The organism is Luteimonas fraxinea (assembly GCF_021233355.1).
Lineage (GTDB): Bacteria > Pseudomonadota > Gammaproteobacteria > Xanthomonadales > Xanthomonadaceae > Luteimonas > Luteimonas fraxinea.
The window spans coordinates 2679734-2695734 of the sequence record NZ_CP089507.1 but is presented as its reverse complement, the minus strand read 5'-3'; the positions used below and the strand labels follow the sequence as shown (position 1 = coordinate 2695734).

General features: G+C 67.6%; 10 protein-coding genes. 2 read left to right on the top strand and 8 right to left on the bottom strand.

Going from position 1 to position 16001, the window contains the following annotated elements:
• Window position 1: 1 nt before the first annotated feature.
• From pelA to LU699_RS12120, 4 genes are all read right to left on the bottom strand, one after another.
• Window positions 2-1093, bottom strand: coding sequence for a pectate lyase (gene pelA, locus LU699_RS12135; protein WP_232137882.1), 1092 nt, complete (start codon window positions 1091-1093; stop codon window positions 2-4).
• An 8-nt stretch (window positions 1094-1101) separates the two neighbouring features.
• A complete protein-coding gene (locus LU699_RS12130) occupies window positions 1102-2046 on the bottom strand; it encodes a pectinesterase family protein (RefSeq protein ID WP_232137884.1) in 945 nt (314 codons plus the stop codon).
• A gap of 31 nt (window positions 2047-2077) precedes the next feature.
• Window positions 2078-5233 carry a TonB-dependent receptor gene (locus tag LU699_RS12125; protein ID WP_232580184.1) on the bottom strand — a complete coding sequence of 1052 codons (3156 nt, stop codon included), beginning with the start codon at window positions 5231-5233 and terminating at the stop codon, window positions 2078-2080.
• Window positions 5234-5512: 279 nt separating this feature from the next.
• Window positions 5513-8176, bottom strand: a complete 2664-nt coding sequence (locus LU699_RS12120) for a TonB-dependent receptor (RefSeq protein WP_425491235.1) — start codon at window positions 8174-8176, stop codon at window positions 5513-5515.
• A gap of 353 nt (window positions 8177-8529) precedes the next feature.
• On the opposite strand from LU699_RS12120, the gene LU699_RS12115 reads away from it, so the two are divergent.
• Window positions 8530-9558 (top strand): sugar kinase, encoded by a 1029-nt coding sequence (locus LU699_RS12115; RefSeq protein ID WP_232137889.1) that lies wholly within the window; start codon window positions 8530-8532, stop codon window positions 9556-9558.
• A gap of 72 nt (window positions 9559-9630) precedes the next feature.
• Here LU699_RS12115 and sppA read toward each other — a convergent pair whose 3' ends face one another.
• Both sppA and LU699_RS12105 read right to left on the bottom strand, forming a co-directional pair.
• A complete protein-coding gene (gene sppA, locus LU699_RS12110) occupies window positions 9631-11526 on the bottom strand; it encodes a signal peptide peptidase SppA (RefSeq protein ID WP_232580183.1) in 1896 nt (631 codons plus the stop codon).
• A 117-nt stretch (window positions 11527-11643) separates the two neighbouring features.
• Window positions 11644-13023 carry an MATE family efflux transporter gene (locus tag LU699_RS12105; protein ID WP_232137899.1) on the bottom strand — a complete coding sequence of 460 codons (1380 nt, stop codon included), beginning with the start codon at window positions 13021-13023 and terminating at the stop codon, window positions 11644-11646.
• Between the two features lie 181 nt (window positions 13024-13204).
• On the opposite strand from LU699_RS12105, the gene LU699_RS12100 reads away from it, so the two are divergent.
• On the top strand, window positions 13205-14374 hold the full coding sequence (locus LU699_RS12100; RefSeq protein ID WP_232580182.1) for a DUF3667 domain-containing protein: 1170 nt from the start codon (window positions 13205-13207) through the stop codon (window positions 14372-14374).
• Window positions 14375-14393: 19 nt separating this feature from the next.
• On the opposite strand, the gene LU699_RS12095 is transcribed toward LU699_RS12100, so the two are convergent.
• Together LU699_RS12095 and LU699_RS12090 are read right to left on the bottom strand one after the other, a co-directional pair.
• On the bottom strand, window positions 14394-15035 hold the full coding sequence (locus LU699_RS12095) for a DUF3106 domain-containing protein (protein ID WP_232137901.1): 642 nt from the start codon (window positions 15033-15035) through the stop codon (window positions 14394-14396).
• Window positions 15022-15984: a hypothetical protein gene (locus LU699_RS12090; protein ID WP_232137903.1), complete on the bottom strand. Its 963-nt coding sequence runs from the start codon at window positions 15982-15984 to the stop codon at window positions 15022-15024. Before LU699_RS12090 ends, LU699_RS12095 begins: the two co-directional genes overlap by 14 nt.
• Window positions 15985-16001: the final 17 nt, after the last annotated feature.

The following is a 16001-nucleotide window of genomic DNA, read 5'->3' as shown; positions in this document are numbered from 1 at the left end:
TTCAACACTCGATCTCCTCGACAGCGCGCGCCAGCCGCAGCCGGCACGTCATTACGGATTGTCGGCCCTCCAGCGCATGGCGGCGACGCCATTGCGGCAGATCCTTTTCCAGCAGCGCCTGCGGCCAGATGCCGTACCAGGCATAGCCGGTGCGGCGTTCTTGCGACATGTCAGCCAGCGACGCGACCACCGCGCCGCCACGATCGACCAGCAACGGCTGTTGCCGCTGCAGATCGTAGAACCGTGCCCAGACCTTTGCGCCCGCATGCGCGACGAGACGGACATCGCGCGGACGCGATCCGTCGCGGCCGATGCGTTCGATCGCGGTGTCTTCCAGATCGTGCGCCTCGAACCATGCCGCCGCGTTCTCGATCGCATCGACGACGCGCGGCGACGGCGGCTGTCGCATCAGCAGGCGGACGATCGCGACCGACTCGCTGCTCGCCAGCGACGGCAGCTCGTAACTGCGTGCGGTGGCCGGCTGCAGCGTGGTCTCGTCGTATTGCGCGGCCCAGATCGTCGGCGTGCCGTCGATACGGACCTGCAGGTAGAGGATCAATGCGATCGCCCGTTCGACCGCGCCCGCCGCGGCGTCGCCACGCAGCGGCTGCAATGCCGCGAGTGCGCCTTCGCCTTCGGCGATGTCCTGCAGCAGGCCGACGACCTGGGTCATCGCGTCGTCGTTGAAGGTCACCTGGCCGCGATAGCTGGAGCGGTCCGGATGGAACTGCGGCCAGCCGCCGTTGGCGTATTGCGCGGCGAGCAGGTAGTCGACGCCGCGCACGGCGGCATCGCGGTAGCGGGCGTCGCCGTGCGTGCGCCAGGCGTCCACCAGATGCGCGATCTCGCGCGTGGTCGCATCGTTGTCGATCGTCGCGTCGTCAGCGCGATCGGCCTGCGCATGCGCGGCGCTCGCGGCGGCATCGAACGGCTTCGCGTAATCGATGGCCTTGCCGTCGAGATGCTTGGGCCAGCCGCCCGACGCGGTCTGCGCCTGCAACATGCGCTCGGCGACCGGATCCACTCGAGCGGCGAACACCACTGTGCCCGCGACGAGGCCCACCAGCAGCACGGCACACTGCAACACACGCATCGGACGTCTCATTCGAACGGTCTCCAGTCCTGCATCAGCGTGGCGGTGTCGGGTGCAGCCGCGGTATCGCGCAGCCAGGACACACGGCCGTCGAGCGCGCTGCCCGGGCCGGTGTTGGCGTGCTCGGCGAAGCGTGCGGTGGTCTGATTGTCGGGCTTGCCCCAGTCGTGCCAGCCCTCGGCCGGCACCGGCGCATCGATGCGGCAGTTCTCGAAGCGCGTGGCGCCATGCGGCCGCCAAGGCCGTCCGAGGTAGACACGGCTCACACCGGGCGCGGCGCTCAAGGTGCAATCGCGAAACACGAAGCCGTGGGCCTGGTCTGCGGGCGTCGACGGCGCGGTGACATAGCCGTCGCCAATCGAATGCAGCGCGCAACGTTCGAACAGGGCGGTCGCCGCGCCGAACACGTAATCGACCGTGCCTTCGATGCGGCAGTCGCGGAACCACGCACGGGTGCCGGCATTGCGCAGATACAGCGTGTCCTGGTGACCGAGCAGATGTACGTCATCGAAGGACGCGCGCGTACCGTCGACGACCAGCGCAACGGCCTGCCCGACCGGGCCGGCGTCGTTGGCGATGGTCAGTTTCTCGGCATGGAAATCGTCGGCGCGTACGAACATCGTTGCCGAGCCGTAGGTGCCGAACGCTTCGCCGGTGCGCGGATCGATCCGGCTCGCGTAGTGATTCTGGACGATGCGGGTGTGCTGCGTGCCCGCACCTATGAGCCGCAGTGCGGGCGCGTCCGGCGGCACGTCGACGACGCCGCGCCAGATGCCCGCTGCAATCCGGATCGTGGCGGCATCGCCGGCTGCGACTGCCGCATCGACCGCGGCCTGCACATTATCGAACGCAGCGTCATCAGTGCCGACATCGAACGCGCGCTCGGCCAGTGCGGCCGGCGCGAGCAGTGCCAATGACAGCGAGAGGCAGACACGCCCCCGCCACCGTCGCATCCGCGACGGCAGCGGGCGACGCAGGGAGACCTCAGAAGCGATAGCGCGCACCGACGTAGTACTGGCGACCGGTCGTGGTGTAGCGGTCGGGCAGCATCAGGTCGGAATCGACGTAACGACGATCCGGCGTGTCGAGCAGATTGACCGCTTCGAACGTCAGGCTCAGCTTGTCGGTGAGCTTGTACGAGGTGTTGAAGTCGACGTTGCGCACGCTGTGCTTGCCGGTGACGTCGGCGGTCCCGAACTGGTTGCCGTCGAGATCGACGATGTTCTCCCGGCTCAGCACTTCACCGATGTAACCGTCGCGATAGCTGGTCGACACGCGCGCACTGAAGCGGCCATCGTCGTAGTACAGCGTGGCGTTGTACGAGTTCGGCGACAGGTTCACCAGCTGGTTCTCGGTGATCTGGGTCACGACCGCGGTGTTGTTGCTGGCCGCGGTGCTGAACATGTACTCGATGTCCGAATCGACATGCGTGTAGTTCATCTGCACGCCGAACTTGCTCCAGAACCCCGAGAGGAAGGTGAAGGGCTGCTGGTAGGTCAGCTCCCAGCCTTTCAGCGGACCACCGGGGGTGTTGTAGTAGCTCTGCACGTTGAAGATCGTGTTGGCATTGAAGCCAGGCGGCAGCAGATCCAGCGAGTAGCCGAGTTCCGACCACGTGCTCAGCAGACGCGTGCGCTGCACGTAGGTCTCGATGTCCTTATAGAACACCGCGGCCGACAGCAGGGCGCCCTCGCCGAAGTACCACTCCGCGCTGAGGTCGAAGTTGGTCGAGCGGAACGGATCGAGCTTCGGATTGCCGAGGTTGATCGAGTAGAAGCGGCCGTCGTCGAAGAAGTTCGTCGGGCCACCGGTCACGCTGGGCGACATGTAGGTCAGCGTCGGACGGGCCATGGTCTTGGCCGCGCCGAAGCGCATCACGAAGGTGTCGGTCAGATCCCACGACAGGTTCAGCGACGGCAGCACGTCGGTGTAGTTGTGGCCGACGACGCTCTCGACGACGAAGCGGTCGCCGGCCGCGGACGTCGCGTTAGCGACACCGAACACGCGCTCGCAATTCGCCTCGCCGCCCGTCGGACACGGCGCCCAGCCGGCGGCGTTGATCTGGGTCTTGACCAGTCGCACGCCCACGTTGCCGCGCAGTGCACGCGAGAACAGGTCGGTGTTGAAGTCCAGCTGGGCGTAGGTCGCCATGCTGCGCTCGTTGACCGAGAAGTTGTTGTTCGACGAACCGAAGTGGCCAATGCCGGCGAGACGGTAATCACCGCCCGGCACGCCGTTGTCGGCGTTGCTGTAGATGTTCAGCAGGCCGGCGATCTTGTCGAAATCCGGAATCAGCCACGAGGCCGGCATGCTGCCCGAGAGGTTCCTGCCGAAGCCGTCGAGCGTCGTGCTCAGGTCACCGATCGTCACCCCGGCCGGCAGCGCCTGCGGCAGGCGTCCGTAACTGATGTGCCGGTATTCCTCGGTGCTCATGTCGTAGTCCTTCCACGCCAGGCCCGTGCGGAAGGTGAATGTGGGATTGAGATCGAACGACAGGTCGACCTTGGCCGAATCGAACGCATTGCTGACGTAGTTCGGATTCAGACGCACTTCGCTGATGTTCGCGCCGCGGGCCGTGCCGTTGCTGTTGACCGGCACCGCGCCGTAACCAAGCCACTGCCACGCATCCGGGCTGCTGGTGTCGAACGGGAAGGTCATGCTCGGCATTTCCGGATCGCCGCGCAGGTCGAGCACGAAACCGTCGAGGTTCGCGTTGTCGAAGCTGACCATCGAAAAGATCGGGCGCGAGTAGTCCGACGACGAATGGCCGATCGTCGCGTCGAGGCGCACGGCATCGTTGAAGCGGTGCTCGAGCTGCAGGCTGAACTGCTTGAACTCGGTCGACTCTTCGATCTGGCTGGATTCGGTGCGGAAGTCGACGTTGTCGAACACGCCGTACTGCAGCCGATTGCGGTCGTCGACCTGCGCTTCGCGCACGACGATCTGGGTCTTGCCGCCGAGGTTGGCCGCGCGGTGCAGGTTGGCGCCCAGCGAATCCTCGCGCTGGTCCTTGTCGAGCTTGGAGTACAGCGCGTCGAAGCTCAGCAGGGTGTCGTCGCTGATGCGGAACTGGAACGCGCCGGTGACACCGAGACGTTCGATGTCGTGCTTGGTGCGGATGTAGCGCGGGTAGCGCGGCAGCCAGGCATTGGTCGCGGTCTCGTAGGCGGCGATATTCTCCGGCGTCGCGGCAGGACGCGGCAGGCCGGTGCCGCAGTTGTTGGCGTCGATGCCGTAGCTGCTCCAGCCGTTGTTGCGGTCCTGGTTGGCCTGGCTGCCGACACCGGCCGGGGTTTCGTTCGCCAGCGGATTGCGCGGCGTCTGCGGGTTGTATCCGGCCGGCGAACAGAAGCCGTAGGTGCCGTTGTTGGCCACGTTGGACTGGTTGGAATTGCGGTGGTTGCCGTGTTCCCAACGGACCGGGTTGTAGCCTTCCTCGAAGATCGTGCGCTGGCTGTAGGACGCAGACAGCAGCGCGCCGACGCGGCCGTCGGCCCAGGTGTTGCTGATCAGGCCGGAGACGCGCGGATCGTTCTCTTCCGACAGCTCGTTGTAGCCGACCTGGGCGCTCGCCGAGGCACGGAAGCCCTTGAAGTCGAACGGGCGCGAGCCACGCAGATCGACGGTCGAGCCCAGCGAGCCTTCATCCATCTGCGCCGACTGGGTCTTGTTGACCTTGACCTGGCTGAAGAGCTCGGAGGCGAAGGTGTTGAAATCGAAACCGCGCGAACGGTTGACGCCGGCGCTGCCGCTGCCGGCGGTCGCCAGCGCTTCGAGACCATTGAGGCGCACGCGGGTGAAGTCGGAGCCCAGGCCGCGCACGGAGATGCGCTGGCCTTCGCCGCCTTCGCGATCGATCGAGATGCCGGCAATGCGCTGCATCGATTCGGCGAGGTTCTGGTCCGGGAACTTGCCGATGTCCTCGGCGAAGATCGCGTCGACCTGTTCCACGCTGTAGCGCTTCTCGTCGAGCGACTTCTGCAGGCTTTCGCGATAGCCGGTCACGGTTACGGCGGCCATGTCGACGGCGCGCTCCTGCTCCGTGGACTGCTGCGCCATCGCCGGCGAAGACAGGACGACAGCGATGCCGGCGGCCAGCAAGGTAACCGGTGTCTTCCGGCTGCTACGGATTCGATCCATCAATGCGCTCCTTCCCCAAAACCTGTGGTCTGTTGCTTGTGCGGAAGGTCGCGTTGCGCGCCTTCTCTGTGCCTTCAATGACACCGATGGTCATCGAGGCGCGTAACCTAACAGCGCGGGGCATGAGCGGCATCTTGCAACGCAACAAGACGGCAGCGAATCCATGATGTAAGAGCCGCGTTTCCAGCCGTATTTCGCGGTTGTTTTGCGACGCGCACTCCAGAACGCAAAAGGCCGGAGCGTCGCCGCTCCGGCCTTTTCGTGCGTCGCAAGGATCGATCAGAACTTGTAGCGCAGGCCCAGCAGGTATTGACGGCCGGTCTCGCTGAAATCCAGTGGCAGACGCGAGCCGGCACCGACCCAGGTTTCAGACGGCTTGTTGGTCAGATTAATGCCTTCCAGACTCAGTTCGATCTGCTCGCTGATCTTGTAGCGCAACGAGGCGTCGAGCACCGTCGTGCCGTTCTGGCCGTGCACATCCTCGGTGAAACCCTGCTCGACGCCCGGCACCGCGATCAGATAGTCGTCGCGGTTGGTCGCCGAGATACGGCCCGAGAAGCTCTGGCCTTCGTAGAACAGTGTCGCGTTCCAGGACGTCTTGGACGAGCCCAGCAGCGACGTGCGCAACGAGTTGGCACCTGTCGAGGTCAGATACTGGATCTCGGTATCGACGTAGGTGTAGTTGAGCTGGACGCCGAAATCACTCCAGACGCCGGACAGGAACGTAAACGGCTGCACGTAATTCGCTTCGAAGCCCTTCAGCGGACCACCAGGCGTGTTGAGCGGCACGGTGAACGCGAAATCGTCATTGACGCTTGCGCCGGTACCGTCGAGCAGGCTGGCCGGCAGACCGCTCGACGCATAGCTGCGGATTTCGCGCGAGTTCTGGATCGTGGTCTTCAGGTCCTTGTAGAACAGCCCCAGACCGACCATCGCGCCTTCGTCGAAATACCACTCGAAACCGAGGTCGGCGGTGTCGGCGCGCACCGGATCCAGCGCGGGATTGCCGCCACTGACGGTACGGGCGCCGCCGCTCACGCTCACTGTCACACCCGGCGTCAGCGAACCCAATGTCGGACGCGACATGACCCGCGCCGCGCCGAAGCGGACCAGGAAGTCCGGCGCGATCTCGGCCACGAGATTCATCGACGGCAGCGTGTCGCTGTACTCGCGCGACACCGTGGATGCGACCGCCGTGCCGGTCACCGTAGCCGTGCCGGTCGAGCTCTGCTTGGTGCGCACGTAGCGCACGCCGAAGTTGCCGGAGAACGGAATCGAACCGAGATCGTTCGAGAACTCGCCCTGCAGGTATGCGCCGCGATCTTCTTCCTCGACGCTGCGGTTGTTCACCGGCCGGTCGAGCACGGCGAACGTGCCGGTGTTGCTGTAGATGTCGAAGAAGTCGGCGATACGCTCGTAGCTCGGAATGACCCAACGACCCGGCGACCCATCGATGCCGCTCAACGACGCCTGGCTGGTCAGATCCGACGGCACGATGAAGCTGCCATCGGGGAAGCGCGGCACGCTGACTTCCGAGCTGCGGCGCAGTTCGCGCGTGGAGAACGAGTAGTCCTTGGCCTGCAGACCGCCCTTGAGGCGGAAGCCCGGGCTGATGTTCCAGTTGAAATCCACTTGCGCGGTGTCGAACTCGTTCTCGACGTACTGCGGACGCAGACGGATCTCGGCGAGCGTCCAGCCATTCGGATCCAGCGGATCGATGCCGTAGTTCAGCACCGGCTTGTAGGGATCACCGCGATAGTCGTAGCTGTAATTGTCGACGTTGTACTTGTCCATGATGATCGTGGTCTGGATCGGATTCTCGTGCACGGAGCTCGAGGTACCGACCTTGCCGGACAGCGTGAAGTCGTCGGTGACATCGAACTTGCCGTCGAGGGTCAGCTGCTTGAAGACCGTGTTCCACTCGTCGTGACGGTTCTCGGAACGAATGTCCACGTTGTCGAACAGACCGTAGACCAGCGCACCGTTGCCGTCGATCACGCCGTCCCGGACGATCGTCTGCGGCTTGCCGGTGAGCGGGTTGAGAGCCGGAACTGGATACAGGTTACTGGCAGGCGCGTTGCCACGACTGAAAGAAATCGCTTCGATGTACTTCTCGTCGCGGATCGCATCGATCTTCGAGTACAGGCCATCGAGCGAGAACTCTGTGCGGTCGGTGGGCTTGAACTGCAGCGACGCGGTGACGCCGGTGCGCTTCTGGTCATGCTCCATCAGCGTGTAACGCGGAAAGCGCGGATGGAACACGTTCGCACCGCGTGCGGCTGCGAACGGCGATGCCGCATTGAAGTTTGCATTGCTCGGACCATTGGCCCAGCGACCCGTGCCACTGCCTTCCTCGAGCGCCTGGCGCTCGCTGTAGGCGACCGACAGCAGCGCGCCGAACTTCCCGTCCGCCCAGGTGTTGGCGATGAGGCCGGCGACGCGCGGATCGGCCTTGTTGGCCATGTCGTTGAAACTGGCCTGGCCGCTGCCGACGATGGTCAGACCGTCGTAGTCGAACGGGCGCGCGGTGCGCAGATCGACGGTCGCACCGAGCGAACCTTCTTCGACATCGGCCGACGCGGTCTTGCGCACGATCAGCTGCGAAAACAGGTCGGATGCGAACACGTTGAAGTCGAAGCCGCGGCCGCGGTTGGAACCGCCGCTCTGGTCGGACGCGCCGACGGTGGTCAGCGCTTCCATGCCGTTGATGCGCACGCGGGTGAAGTCCGGGCCGAGACCGCGGACGGTGATCTGGCGGCCCTCGCCGGCGTCGCGCGCGATCACCACGCCAGGGATGCGCTGCAGCGATTCGGCCAGATTGAGATCCGGGAACTTGCCGATGTCCTCGGCGACGATCGCATCCACCACACCTGCTTCGCCGCGCTTGATGTCGAGCGCCTTCTCGACGCTGGCGCGGTAACCGGTGACGCGCACGACCTCCATCTGGGTGGCGTCACCGGCGGTGGCGGTCTCTTCGACGCCGTCGTCGGCGGTCGTATCAGCAGTCTGCGCAAAAGCGGGCATGGCCACCGCCTGCAGCGCGAATGCAATGCCCGCGGCCAGCAAGGTAACCGGTGTCTTTTTCGTACCGAACAACTGCGTCATGTCGTTCCCCTCCCAGGGTGCGAAGCGGTCTCGGCGCGTCTTGACTGCATGGACGCGCTTGTTATGGTGTTCGCCGGTGCCGGAATGACACCGCGGGCCAAACGCTAGCAGACGCGATTCTGCAAAGCATGTTGCGCCGCCACATCCACACGCCCGCTCCCCACCGGGCCCGATCGAAAGGCACTGCCGCGATGGGCAAACGTATTCTCTGTTTTGGCGAGCTGTTGCTGCGCCTAGGCGCTCCAGGGCGCGAATTCCTGCTGCAATCGCGACATCTCGACGTGCATGTTGGTGGCGCGGAAACCAATGTCGCGGTGTCGCTCGCACGCTTCGGCCACGACACCGCGCTGGCCGGTACGGTCGCGGCGAATGCGCTGGGCGATGGCGCATTGGGCGAACTGCGCCGGCACGGCGTGGATGTCTCGCGGGTCATCCGCACGCCGGGCCGCATGGGCCTGTATTTCTTCGCCGCCGGCGCCGGACTTCGGCCCAGCGACGTGGTCTACGACCGCGCCGATTCGGTCTTCGCACGCGCAGCGCCGGAGACCTACGACTGGCCGGCCCTGCTCGACGGCATCGACTGCCTGCACGTCTCGGGCGTGACACCGGCGGTCGGGCCGAATGCGGCCGACGCGGCACTGGCGGCGGTGGGCGCCGCGCGCGCCCGCGGCACGACGGTCTCGTTCGACGGCAATTTCCGTCCGAAGCTGTGGGCCACCTGGAACGACACGCCGGCGCCATTGCTGCGCGGCCTGCTGGCAGAAGCCGACATCGCCTTCATCGATCACCGCGACATCGATCTCGTGCTCGGCGTGGAGACGTCCGGGACCGGCGAATACGCCAGCGCCGAACGCACCCTGCAGGCATCCGCACGCGCGTTTTCCGCGTTCCCGCATCTGCAGCGCATCGCGTGCACGCAGCGCGTGGTGCACAGCGTCGACCGCCACGCGCTCGGCGCGTTGCTGGTGCGTCGCGATGGGGGCGTGCAGCGTATCGACGCCCTGCCCGTCGACGACATCGTCGATCGCATCGGCGGCGGTGACGCGTTCGCTGCCGGTGTGCTGCACGGCGTGCTGTCGGGCCTGGACGACGCGCGCACGCTCGCGTTCGGTCTTGCGGCGGCACGGCTGAAGCACAGCGTGCCGGGCGACTTCAATCTGGTGAGCGAGAGCGATGTGACCGCGCTCGTCGACAGCGGCCGGCTCGACGTGCGCCGCTGACCGCAATCGCGATCCCGCAAAAGAAACGGCCCGCCAATGGCGGGCCGTTTGCGTTTCAGAAGCCGCGCGGACTCAGAGTTCGCAGAAGCAGTACGCGACCGCCTTGACCGGACGACCCGGCTGCGGGGTGATCACGCTTTCGAGCAGCTGCAGGTCCTGTTCGGCACGCGGCACCGCGCGGGCCAGCAGGCCACGTGCGATGTCGCTGTGGCCGACCAGTGCGCCACCGAGACGGCCGCTGACGAAGCCGGTCAGGAAGCGACCGAATGGCGTGGCGGTCTTCTCGACGTAACGCGTGCGCCACTTGCCTTCTTCCAGCCCGCCGAGTTCGGCCGCCTTGGCAATCGCCGTGCGCAGACCGCCGAGTTCGTCGACCAGACCGCGATCGAGTGCCTGGGTGCCGCTCCACACACGACCCCGCGCGACGGTGTCGATCTCTTCGCTGCTGCGGCCACGCGCTTCGCCGACCTTGCCGATGAAGTTGGCGTAGCCGCGATCGATGATCGCCTGGATCGCCTGGCCGGCTTCGGGCTGCATCTCGCGGGTCAGATCGAACGCGCCGGCGAAGCGCGTCGTGCCGACGCCGTCGGTGCGCACGCCGATCTTCTCCAGCGTGCGCGGGAAGGTCGGCACCAGCGCGAAGATGCCGATCGAACCGGTGATCGTCGACGCATCGGCGTAGATGCGATCGGCGTTCATGCTGATCCAGTAGCCACCCGATGCGGCGACGTCGCCCATCGACACCACCACCGGCTTGCCGGCGGCCTTGAGTGCATCGACCTCGCGACGGATCTGTTCGGAGGCGAACACTTCGCCGCCGCCCGAATCCACGCGCAGCACGACCGACTTCACGTGCTCGTCGTCGAGCGCCTCGCGCAGCAGGGCCGAGGTCGACTCGCCACCGATCGTGCCCGGGGGCTGCTCGCCACCGGTGATGCCGCCTTCGGCGACGACCACCGCGACCTGGTCGCGACGGTCCGCGGCCGAGCTGGCCGGCGACACGTGCGCGAGGAAATCGCGCATCGACACCTGGCGGAACCCGCCCTCGGCATCCTCGTCGGCGACGCCGCGCTCGATGAGCAGGTCTTCGACTTCGCCACGCGTCTTCAGGCCGTCGACGAACTTCTGCGACAGCGCGTACTGCGCCAGATCGCCCTGCGCCGCGGCGATGCCCTGCGGCAGCGTGTCGACGCCGGCATTGAGCGCTTCGGGCGTGGTGCCGCGCACCTTGGCGATGTCGGCGATGTGCCGCTGCCAGATGTCGTTCATCCAGTACAGGTCGGCTTCCTTCGACTCCGGCGATGCGCCGTCGAGGATGTAGGGCTCGGCCGCCGACTTGTATTCGCCGACCTTGAACAGGTGCACGTCGACGCCGAGCTTGTCGGCCAGCGCCTCGCGGTAGTACTGGCGATAGCCGGCCAGGCCTTCGAGCATCATGCCGCCTTCGGGATCGAGGTAGACCTCGTCGGCCTGCGCGGCGAGCAGATACTGCTGCTGGCCGAAATACTCGCCAAACGCGACGACCTGCTTGCCGGCCGCGCGCACTTCGCTGATGGCTTCCGCCACTTCGCGCATCGACGCGTAACCGGAGAACGTCATGCGGTCGGTGCGCAGCAGCACGCGCTCGATGCGGTCTTCGGTCTTCGCCGCGTCCAGCGCGCGCAGCACGTCACGCAGCTGTACTTCGCCGACGCCACTGCCGCTGTTCTCGGCCAGCGCGCGCATGAAGGGATCGGATTTGTACTGCTCGACCAGCGCGCCTTCCGGCGCGATGACCAGCGTGGTGCGCTCGAGCAGCGGCGACTGCCGCGAGCCGCCGCTGACGATCGCGATCAGGATCAGCAGTGCGACCAGGAACAACAGGCCGAAGAACAGGAAATTGAGGATCAACCGGCGGATGAAATTCATCCCGTCCCAGATGCCGACAATGAAGCGCGTCAGCGGCGCGCGTGGCTGCACAGTACTCATGCGTAAAACGGCTCCATCAGAAGAATTCGCGGGTCGTGGCCGCCGGCAGCGGTGCGGCCAAGGTCCATCCCAGCACGCAGCCTACCGGGCGCGGCAGGCCAATGCATGCGCCGGTCGTCACTGTGCCGTCGGGTCCACGGTCGGCGCGGGCACGCGCCAGCTGCTGCGCAGGAAGCGGGTGCCCAGCAGCACGGCGGCGACGGTCAGACCGGCGATCAGGCCGATCCACATGCCCTTCGGGCCCCAGCCCAGTCCCAGACCGAGCGTCGCGCCGAGCGCCATGCCCACGCCCCAGTACGCAGCCGCGGCGAGGAACATCGGCACGCGCGTGTCCTTGAGCCCGCGCAGCGCGCCGGCCGACAGCGCCTGGATGCCGTCGGGAAACTGGAACGCGGCGGCGTAGAGCAGCAGCGAGCCGGCAAGTGCGGCGACCGCGGCGTCCTCGGTGTAGATGCGCACTACGTGGTCGTGCCCCAGCAGGAGCAGCACGCCCGAGACCGTCTGCGTCATCAGCACCAGCGCCAGACCGGCAAAGCCCGCCCGGCGCACGCCGGCGCTGCCGAGGCCGCGGCCGATCGCATTGCCCACCCGCACGGTGGTCGCTTCGGCCAGACCAAACGGCACCATGAAACACAGCGCGGCGACGTTGATCGCGATCTGGTGCGCGGCGGCCTCGATCTCGCCGAGCCGGCCGATCAGCAGCGCGGTCACGACGAACAGGCTGCCCTCCATCGTCACCGTCACGCCGATCGGCAGACCGGTACGCAGCAGCGCGCGGATCTCCGGCCAGCGCGGCGGATCGAACCGGGTGAACAGCTGGTAGCGCGCGAATCGCTTCGACAGCGCCAGATACAACGCGAATGCGATCGACTGCATCCACATCATGATCGCGGACGCGACGCCCAGCCCGCCGGCGCCGCCCTCCGGAAACGGCCCCCAGCCGAACGCGAGCGCGTAGCCCATCGGCACCAGCACGGCGAGACCGCCGAAGCCGAAGACCATCGTCGGCAGCGTCCAGTGCAGGCCGTCGCTGAGGTAGCGCATGCAGAAATACAGCGTCAGCGCCGGCACGCCCCAGCGGATGCCGTGCAGGAACGCGGTGGCGCCGGGCACGATGTCCGGCGCGATGCCGAACGGACCCAACGCGGCGGCCAGCGCGGTCAGCAGCCCGAACAGCGCCAGGCCCAGACCCGCCGCCAGCCACAGCGCCTGCCGGAACAGGGGGCCGACCTCGGCATGGCGGCCTTCGCCGTCGAGCTGCGACACCGACGGCGGCACCGCCATCAGCGTGCCCATCGGCACCATCAGCGGCAGCCAGAAGATCGCCGTGCCCACCGCGACGCCGGCCAGCGTGGCGGTGCCGTGGTGGCCGGCGATGACGGAATCGACGAAGCCGATCAGGCCGGTGGCGACGTGGCCGGCGACCAGCGGAGCCGCCAGAACGGCGGTGCGCCGCACCTCGTGACCGAAGGGCGGCGGCGTGATTGCGGAAGACATGGGAACGGCTCTGCGACTGCGGCCGCGCGTACGACGGATGCGTGCGCTGGCACCGGGGCGCGAAGGACCGCATTCTACCGGCACGCCGCGCAGGGGAGCGACACGCGCGGCGCCCCACGCCCCGCCTTTTTTCCGTGTCCGCGGCCGCGCCGCTGCGGCCTTGCCAGGAATCCGTCCGCGCATGTCCCACGCCGCCCTGCCGCCGCTGCCGTCCGATGACGCGCACCAGTCCGCCTGCGAGAACTGCGGCACGCCGCTGCAGGGCGACTTCTGCCACGCCTGCGGCCAGTCCACGCACAGCCCGGTGCGCAACGTCGCCCACGCGGTAGAGGAAGTCTTCGAATCGTTCTGGCATCTCGACGGCCGCATCTTCCGGACGCTGCGCGACCTGTTCGTGCCCGGCCGCATCGCCAACCGCTATCTCGGCGGCCATCGCGTGCGCTATGTCGCGCCGATGCGGCTGTTCGTGATCCTGACGCTGCTGACGTTCTTCGTTGCGAAGTTCGTGGTCCAGGACGCGATGCAGGATGTCCAGCCGGGCCAGATGGTGCGCACCGACGATGTCGCCACCGAGTTCGCGCAGGCGCGGACCGTCGACGAGGTGCGGACGATGCGCGACGACGCGCTGGCCGGCATCGCCGAGACCCGCCGCACCGTCGGCGCATTGCCGGGCGTGTCACCGCAACTGGACATCGCCGCCGCGGAAGTGCGCGCGCATGCGGACACGCGGATCGCGGCACTCGCGCCCGAAGGTACGGCGCTGACCGGCATGGATGCGGTATCCGCAGACAGTGCGGCAGCCGGTGACACACAGGCCGCGGCGACGCCCGCGTCCGACGACGTCGACATGCCGATGTCCGGCCCGCCGACCATCGGCGGTCCGATCGGCGAACGCATCGAGCGCAACATCGAACGGTTCAACAACGATCCGCAGATCTTCGTGCGCGCCCTGTTCGGCGTCGCGCCCACCGCGCTCTTCATCCTGGTGCCGCTGTTCGCGGTGCTGCTGAAGCTGCTCTACCTGTTCCGCGGCCGGCTCTATCTCGAGCACGTCGTCGTCGGCCTCTACAGCCATGCGGCGCTGATGCTGGCGTTGTTGCTGGTGCTGTGCGGCGCGCTCGCATCGCCCTGGCTGGCGACACACGCGGCGTGGTCGACGGGCATTCTCGGCTTCGCGCAGATCCTGCTGCTGTGGGCGATGCCGGTCTATCTGCTGCTGATGCAGAAGCGCGTCTACGGCCAGTCGTGGCCGTGGACGCTGGTCAAGTTCGCGATCATCGGCATGGCCTACTTCGCGCTGTTTCTCAGCGTCGCGATTCCGATGGCGGGCTACGCGCTGTACGCGTTGTAGCGTCGCGTTCGAAACGCCGTCAGGGCGTCCCGGACACCCGCGCACGCAGCCAGGCATCGCGCGTGTCGGCCGGCACCGCCAGCCATTGCGCGCGCAGCGCGTCGCGCTCCTGCGGCGGTGTGCGCTGGGCCAGCGCGGCCAGGTCGTCGCGCGCCTGCAGCGAGGTCGCGCGCAGCGCGAGCAGCACCGGACCGCGCTGGTCTTCGGGCATCGCCGAGAACAGCGGATGCAGACGCGGCCAGTCGGCGCCGAGCACCGGGCCCAGCAGCCAGCCGCGGCGCAGGCTCAGATCGAGTTGCTCGAACGCCAGCCGCAGTTCGCGCTGCTCGGACTCGGGCAGCGTCTCGAAATGCGTGGCCGCCTGCTGCAGCTGCATGCGCTCGGCATGCGGCAGGGCGTCGGCCGCCTGCCAGGCGATCCGCCGCCGCGCACGTTCGCTGGCCGGCAGGATCTGCCACGCCGCCAGACGCGCCTTCAGCGCATCGCGATCGGCCGGGCTCATTTGCGCGAGGCGCGCGGCGCGGGCTTCGAGTTGCGCGCGCTCGGCGGCCGGCAGCGTGTCGGCCTTCAATGCGGCCGGCAACGCGGCCTGCGCGAGCGGCGCGGCGAGCAGCAGCAACGCGACACCGGCGCGACGCCGCATGCGCTCAGAGATCGGCATCGGTGGTCTCCATACCGTCGGCGGCGTCCGGCACATCGTCGAGATGGGCGTCGCGGGTGTCGTCGGTCGGGGTTTCGATCTGCGTGGACAACCACGCGTAGAACGCGGGGTCCTCGCGCCAGTCCGCGGCCTCCGATTCGGTCAGCAGCTCGAAGTCGGGCGCGGTCAGCAGCGCGACCTCGTCGTCGTAAGTCGATGCCGGCGACTGCGCGTCCGGCAGCGCTTCGATCCGGATCGTCGTGTCGTCATCGAGACCGCCGCCCGGCCAGGCGTCGCGCCAGGTCCAGGCCAGCGCGGCGAGCATCGCCACCAGGACGATCGCCTGCGCGGGCCACAGCCAGCGGGCACGGGTCCGGACCGACGGCGGCACGGCTTCGGCCGGCGGCGGCGCAACGACGGCACGCTGCAGCGGGAACCGGCGCAGCGGCGGCACCTGGCCGCGCAGCGCGGCCTCGCGCAAGCCGGCCAGGCGCGCCAGACGGTCGGGCGGCAGCGCGCGGATCGCCGCCTGCGCGGCCTCGGCGATGCGACGCCAGGCGTCGGGATCGGGACTGCCGTCCTCGCGGTGCGGCAGGGCGCGCTGCAGACCGAGTCGATACGTGGCCCGGGTCACGCCGAGCACCGCGGCCGCTTCGTGTTCGGGCAGGCCGGCCACCATCCGCAGCAGCACCGTCACCCGCGGACCGCCGGATAGCCCGGCCAGTGCGGGCAAGCCGTCGGCGTCGTCGGGCAGCACCGCGGGCGCGCGCAGCGCCGGCGCTGCCAGCAGCTGGGCCCAGAACCGGCGCGGCCAGTCGGGGAACGGGGTATTGGTCGCCAGTTGGCCGAAATCGGTCATCGCGGCGGCCAGCGCGGCATCGCCGGTTTCGATATCACCGCTCTGCCACTGCGCGAACGCGGCCGCGCGCCGCTCCACGCCGCGCAGGAACGCGGCGACGGCGGAGGACATTCCGGGTGGAGCTGACT

Bases quoted from the DNA above. Each gene is read 5' to 3' on its own strand.
- pelA (WP_232137882.1), bottom strand. From the start codon at position 1,093: ATGCGTGTGTTGCAGTGTGCCGTGCTGCTGGTGGGCCTCGTCGCGGGC.
- LU699_RS12130 (WP_232137884.1), bottom strand. From the start codon at position 2,046: ATGCGACGGTGGCGGGGGCGTGTCTGCCTCTCGCTGTCATTGGCACTG.
- LU699_RS12125 (WP_232580184.1), bottom strand. From the start codon at position 5,233: ATGGATCGAATCCGTAGCAGCCGGAAGACACCGGTTACCTTGCTGGCC.
- LU699_RS12120 (WP_425491235.1), bottom strand. From the start codon at position 8,176: ATGGAGGTCGTGCGCGTCACCGGTTACCGCGCCAGCGTCGAGAAGGCG.
- LU699_RS12115 (WP_232137889.1), top strand. From the start codon at position 8,530: ATGGGCAAACGTATTCTCTGTTTTGGCGAGCTGTTGCTGCGCCTAGGC.
- sppA (WP_232580183.1), bottom strand. From the start codon at position 11,526: ATGAGTACTGTGCAGCCACGCGCGCCGCTGACGCGCTTCATTGTCGGC.
- LU699_RS12105 (WP_232137899.1), bottom strand. From the start codon at position 13,023: ATGTCTTCCGCAATCACGCCGCCGCCCTTCGGTCACGAGGTGCGGCGC.
- LU699_RS12100 (WP_232580182.1), top strand. From the start codon at position 13,205: ATGTCCCACGCCGCCCTGCCGCCGCTGCCGTCCGATGACGCGCACCAG.
- LU699_RS12095 (WP_232137901.1), bottom strand. From the start codon at position 15,035: ATGCCGATCTCTGAGCGCATGCGGCGTCGCGCCGGTGTCGCGTTGCTG.
- LU699_RS12090 (WP_232137903.1), bottom strand. From the start codon at position 15,984: ATGTCCTCCGCCGTCGCCGCGTTCCTGCGCGGCGTGGAGCGGCGCGCG.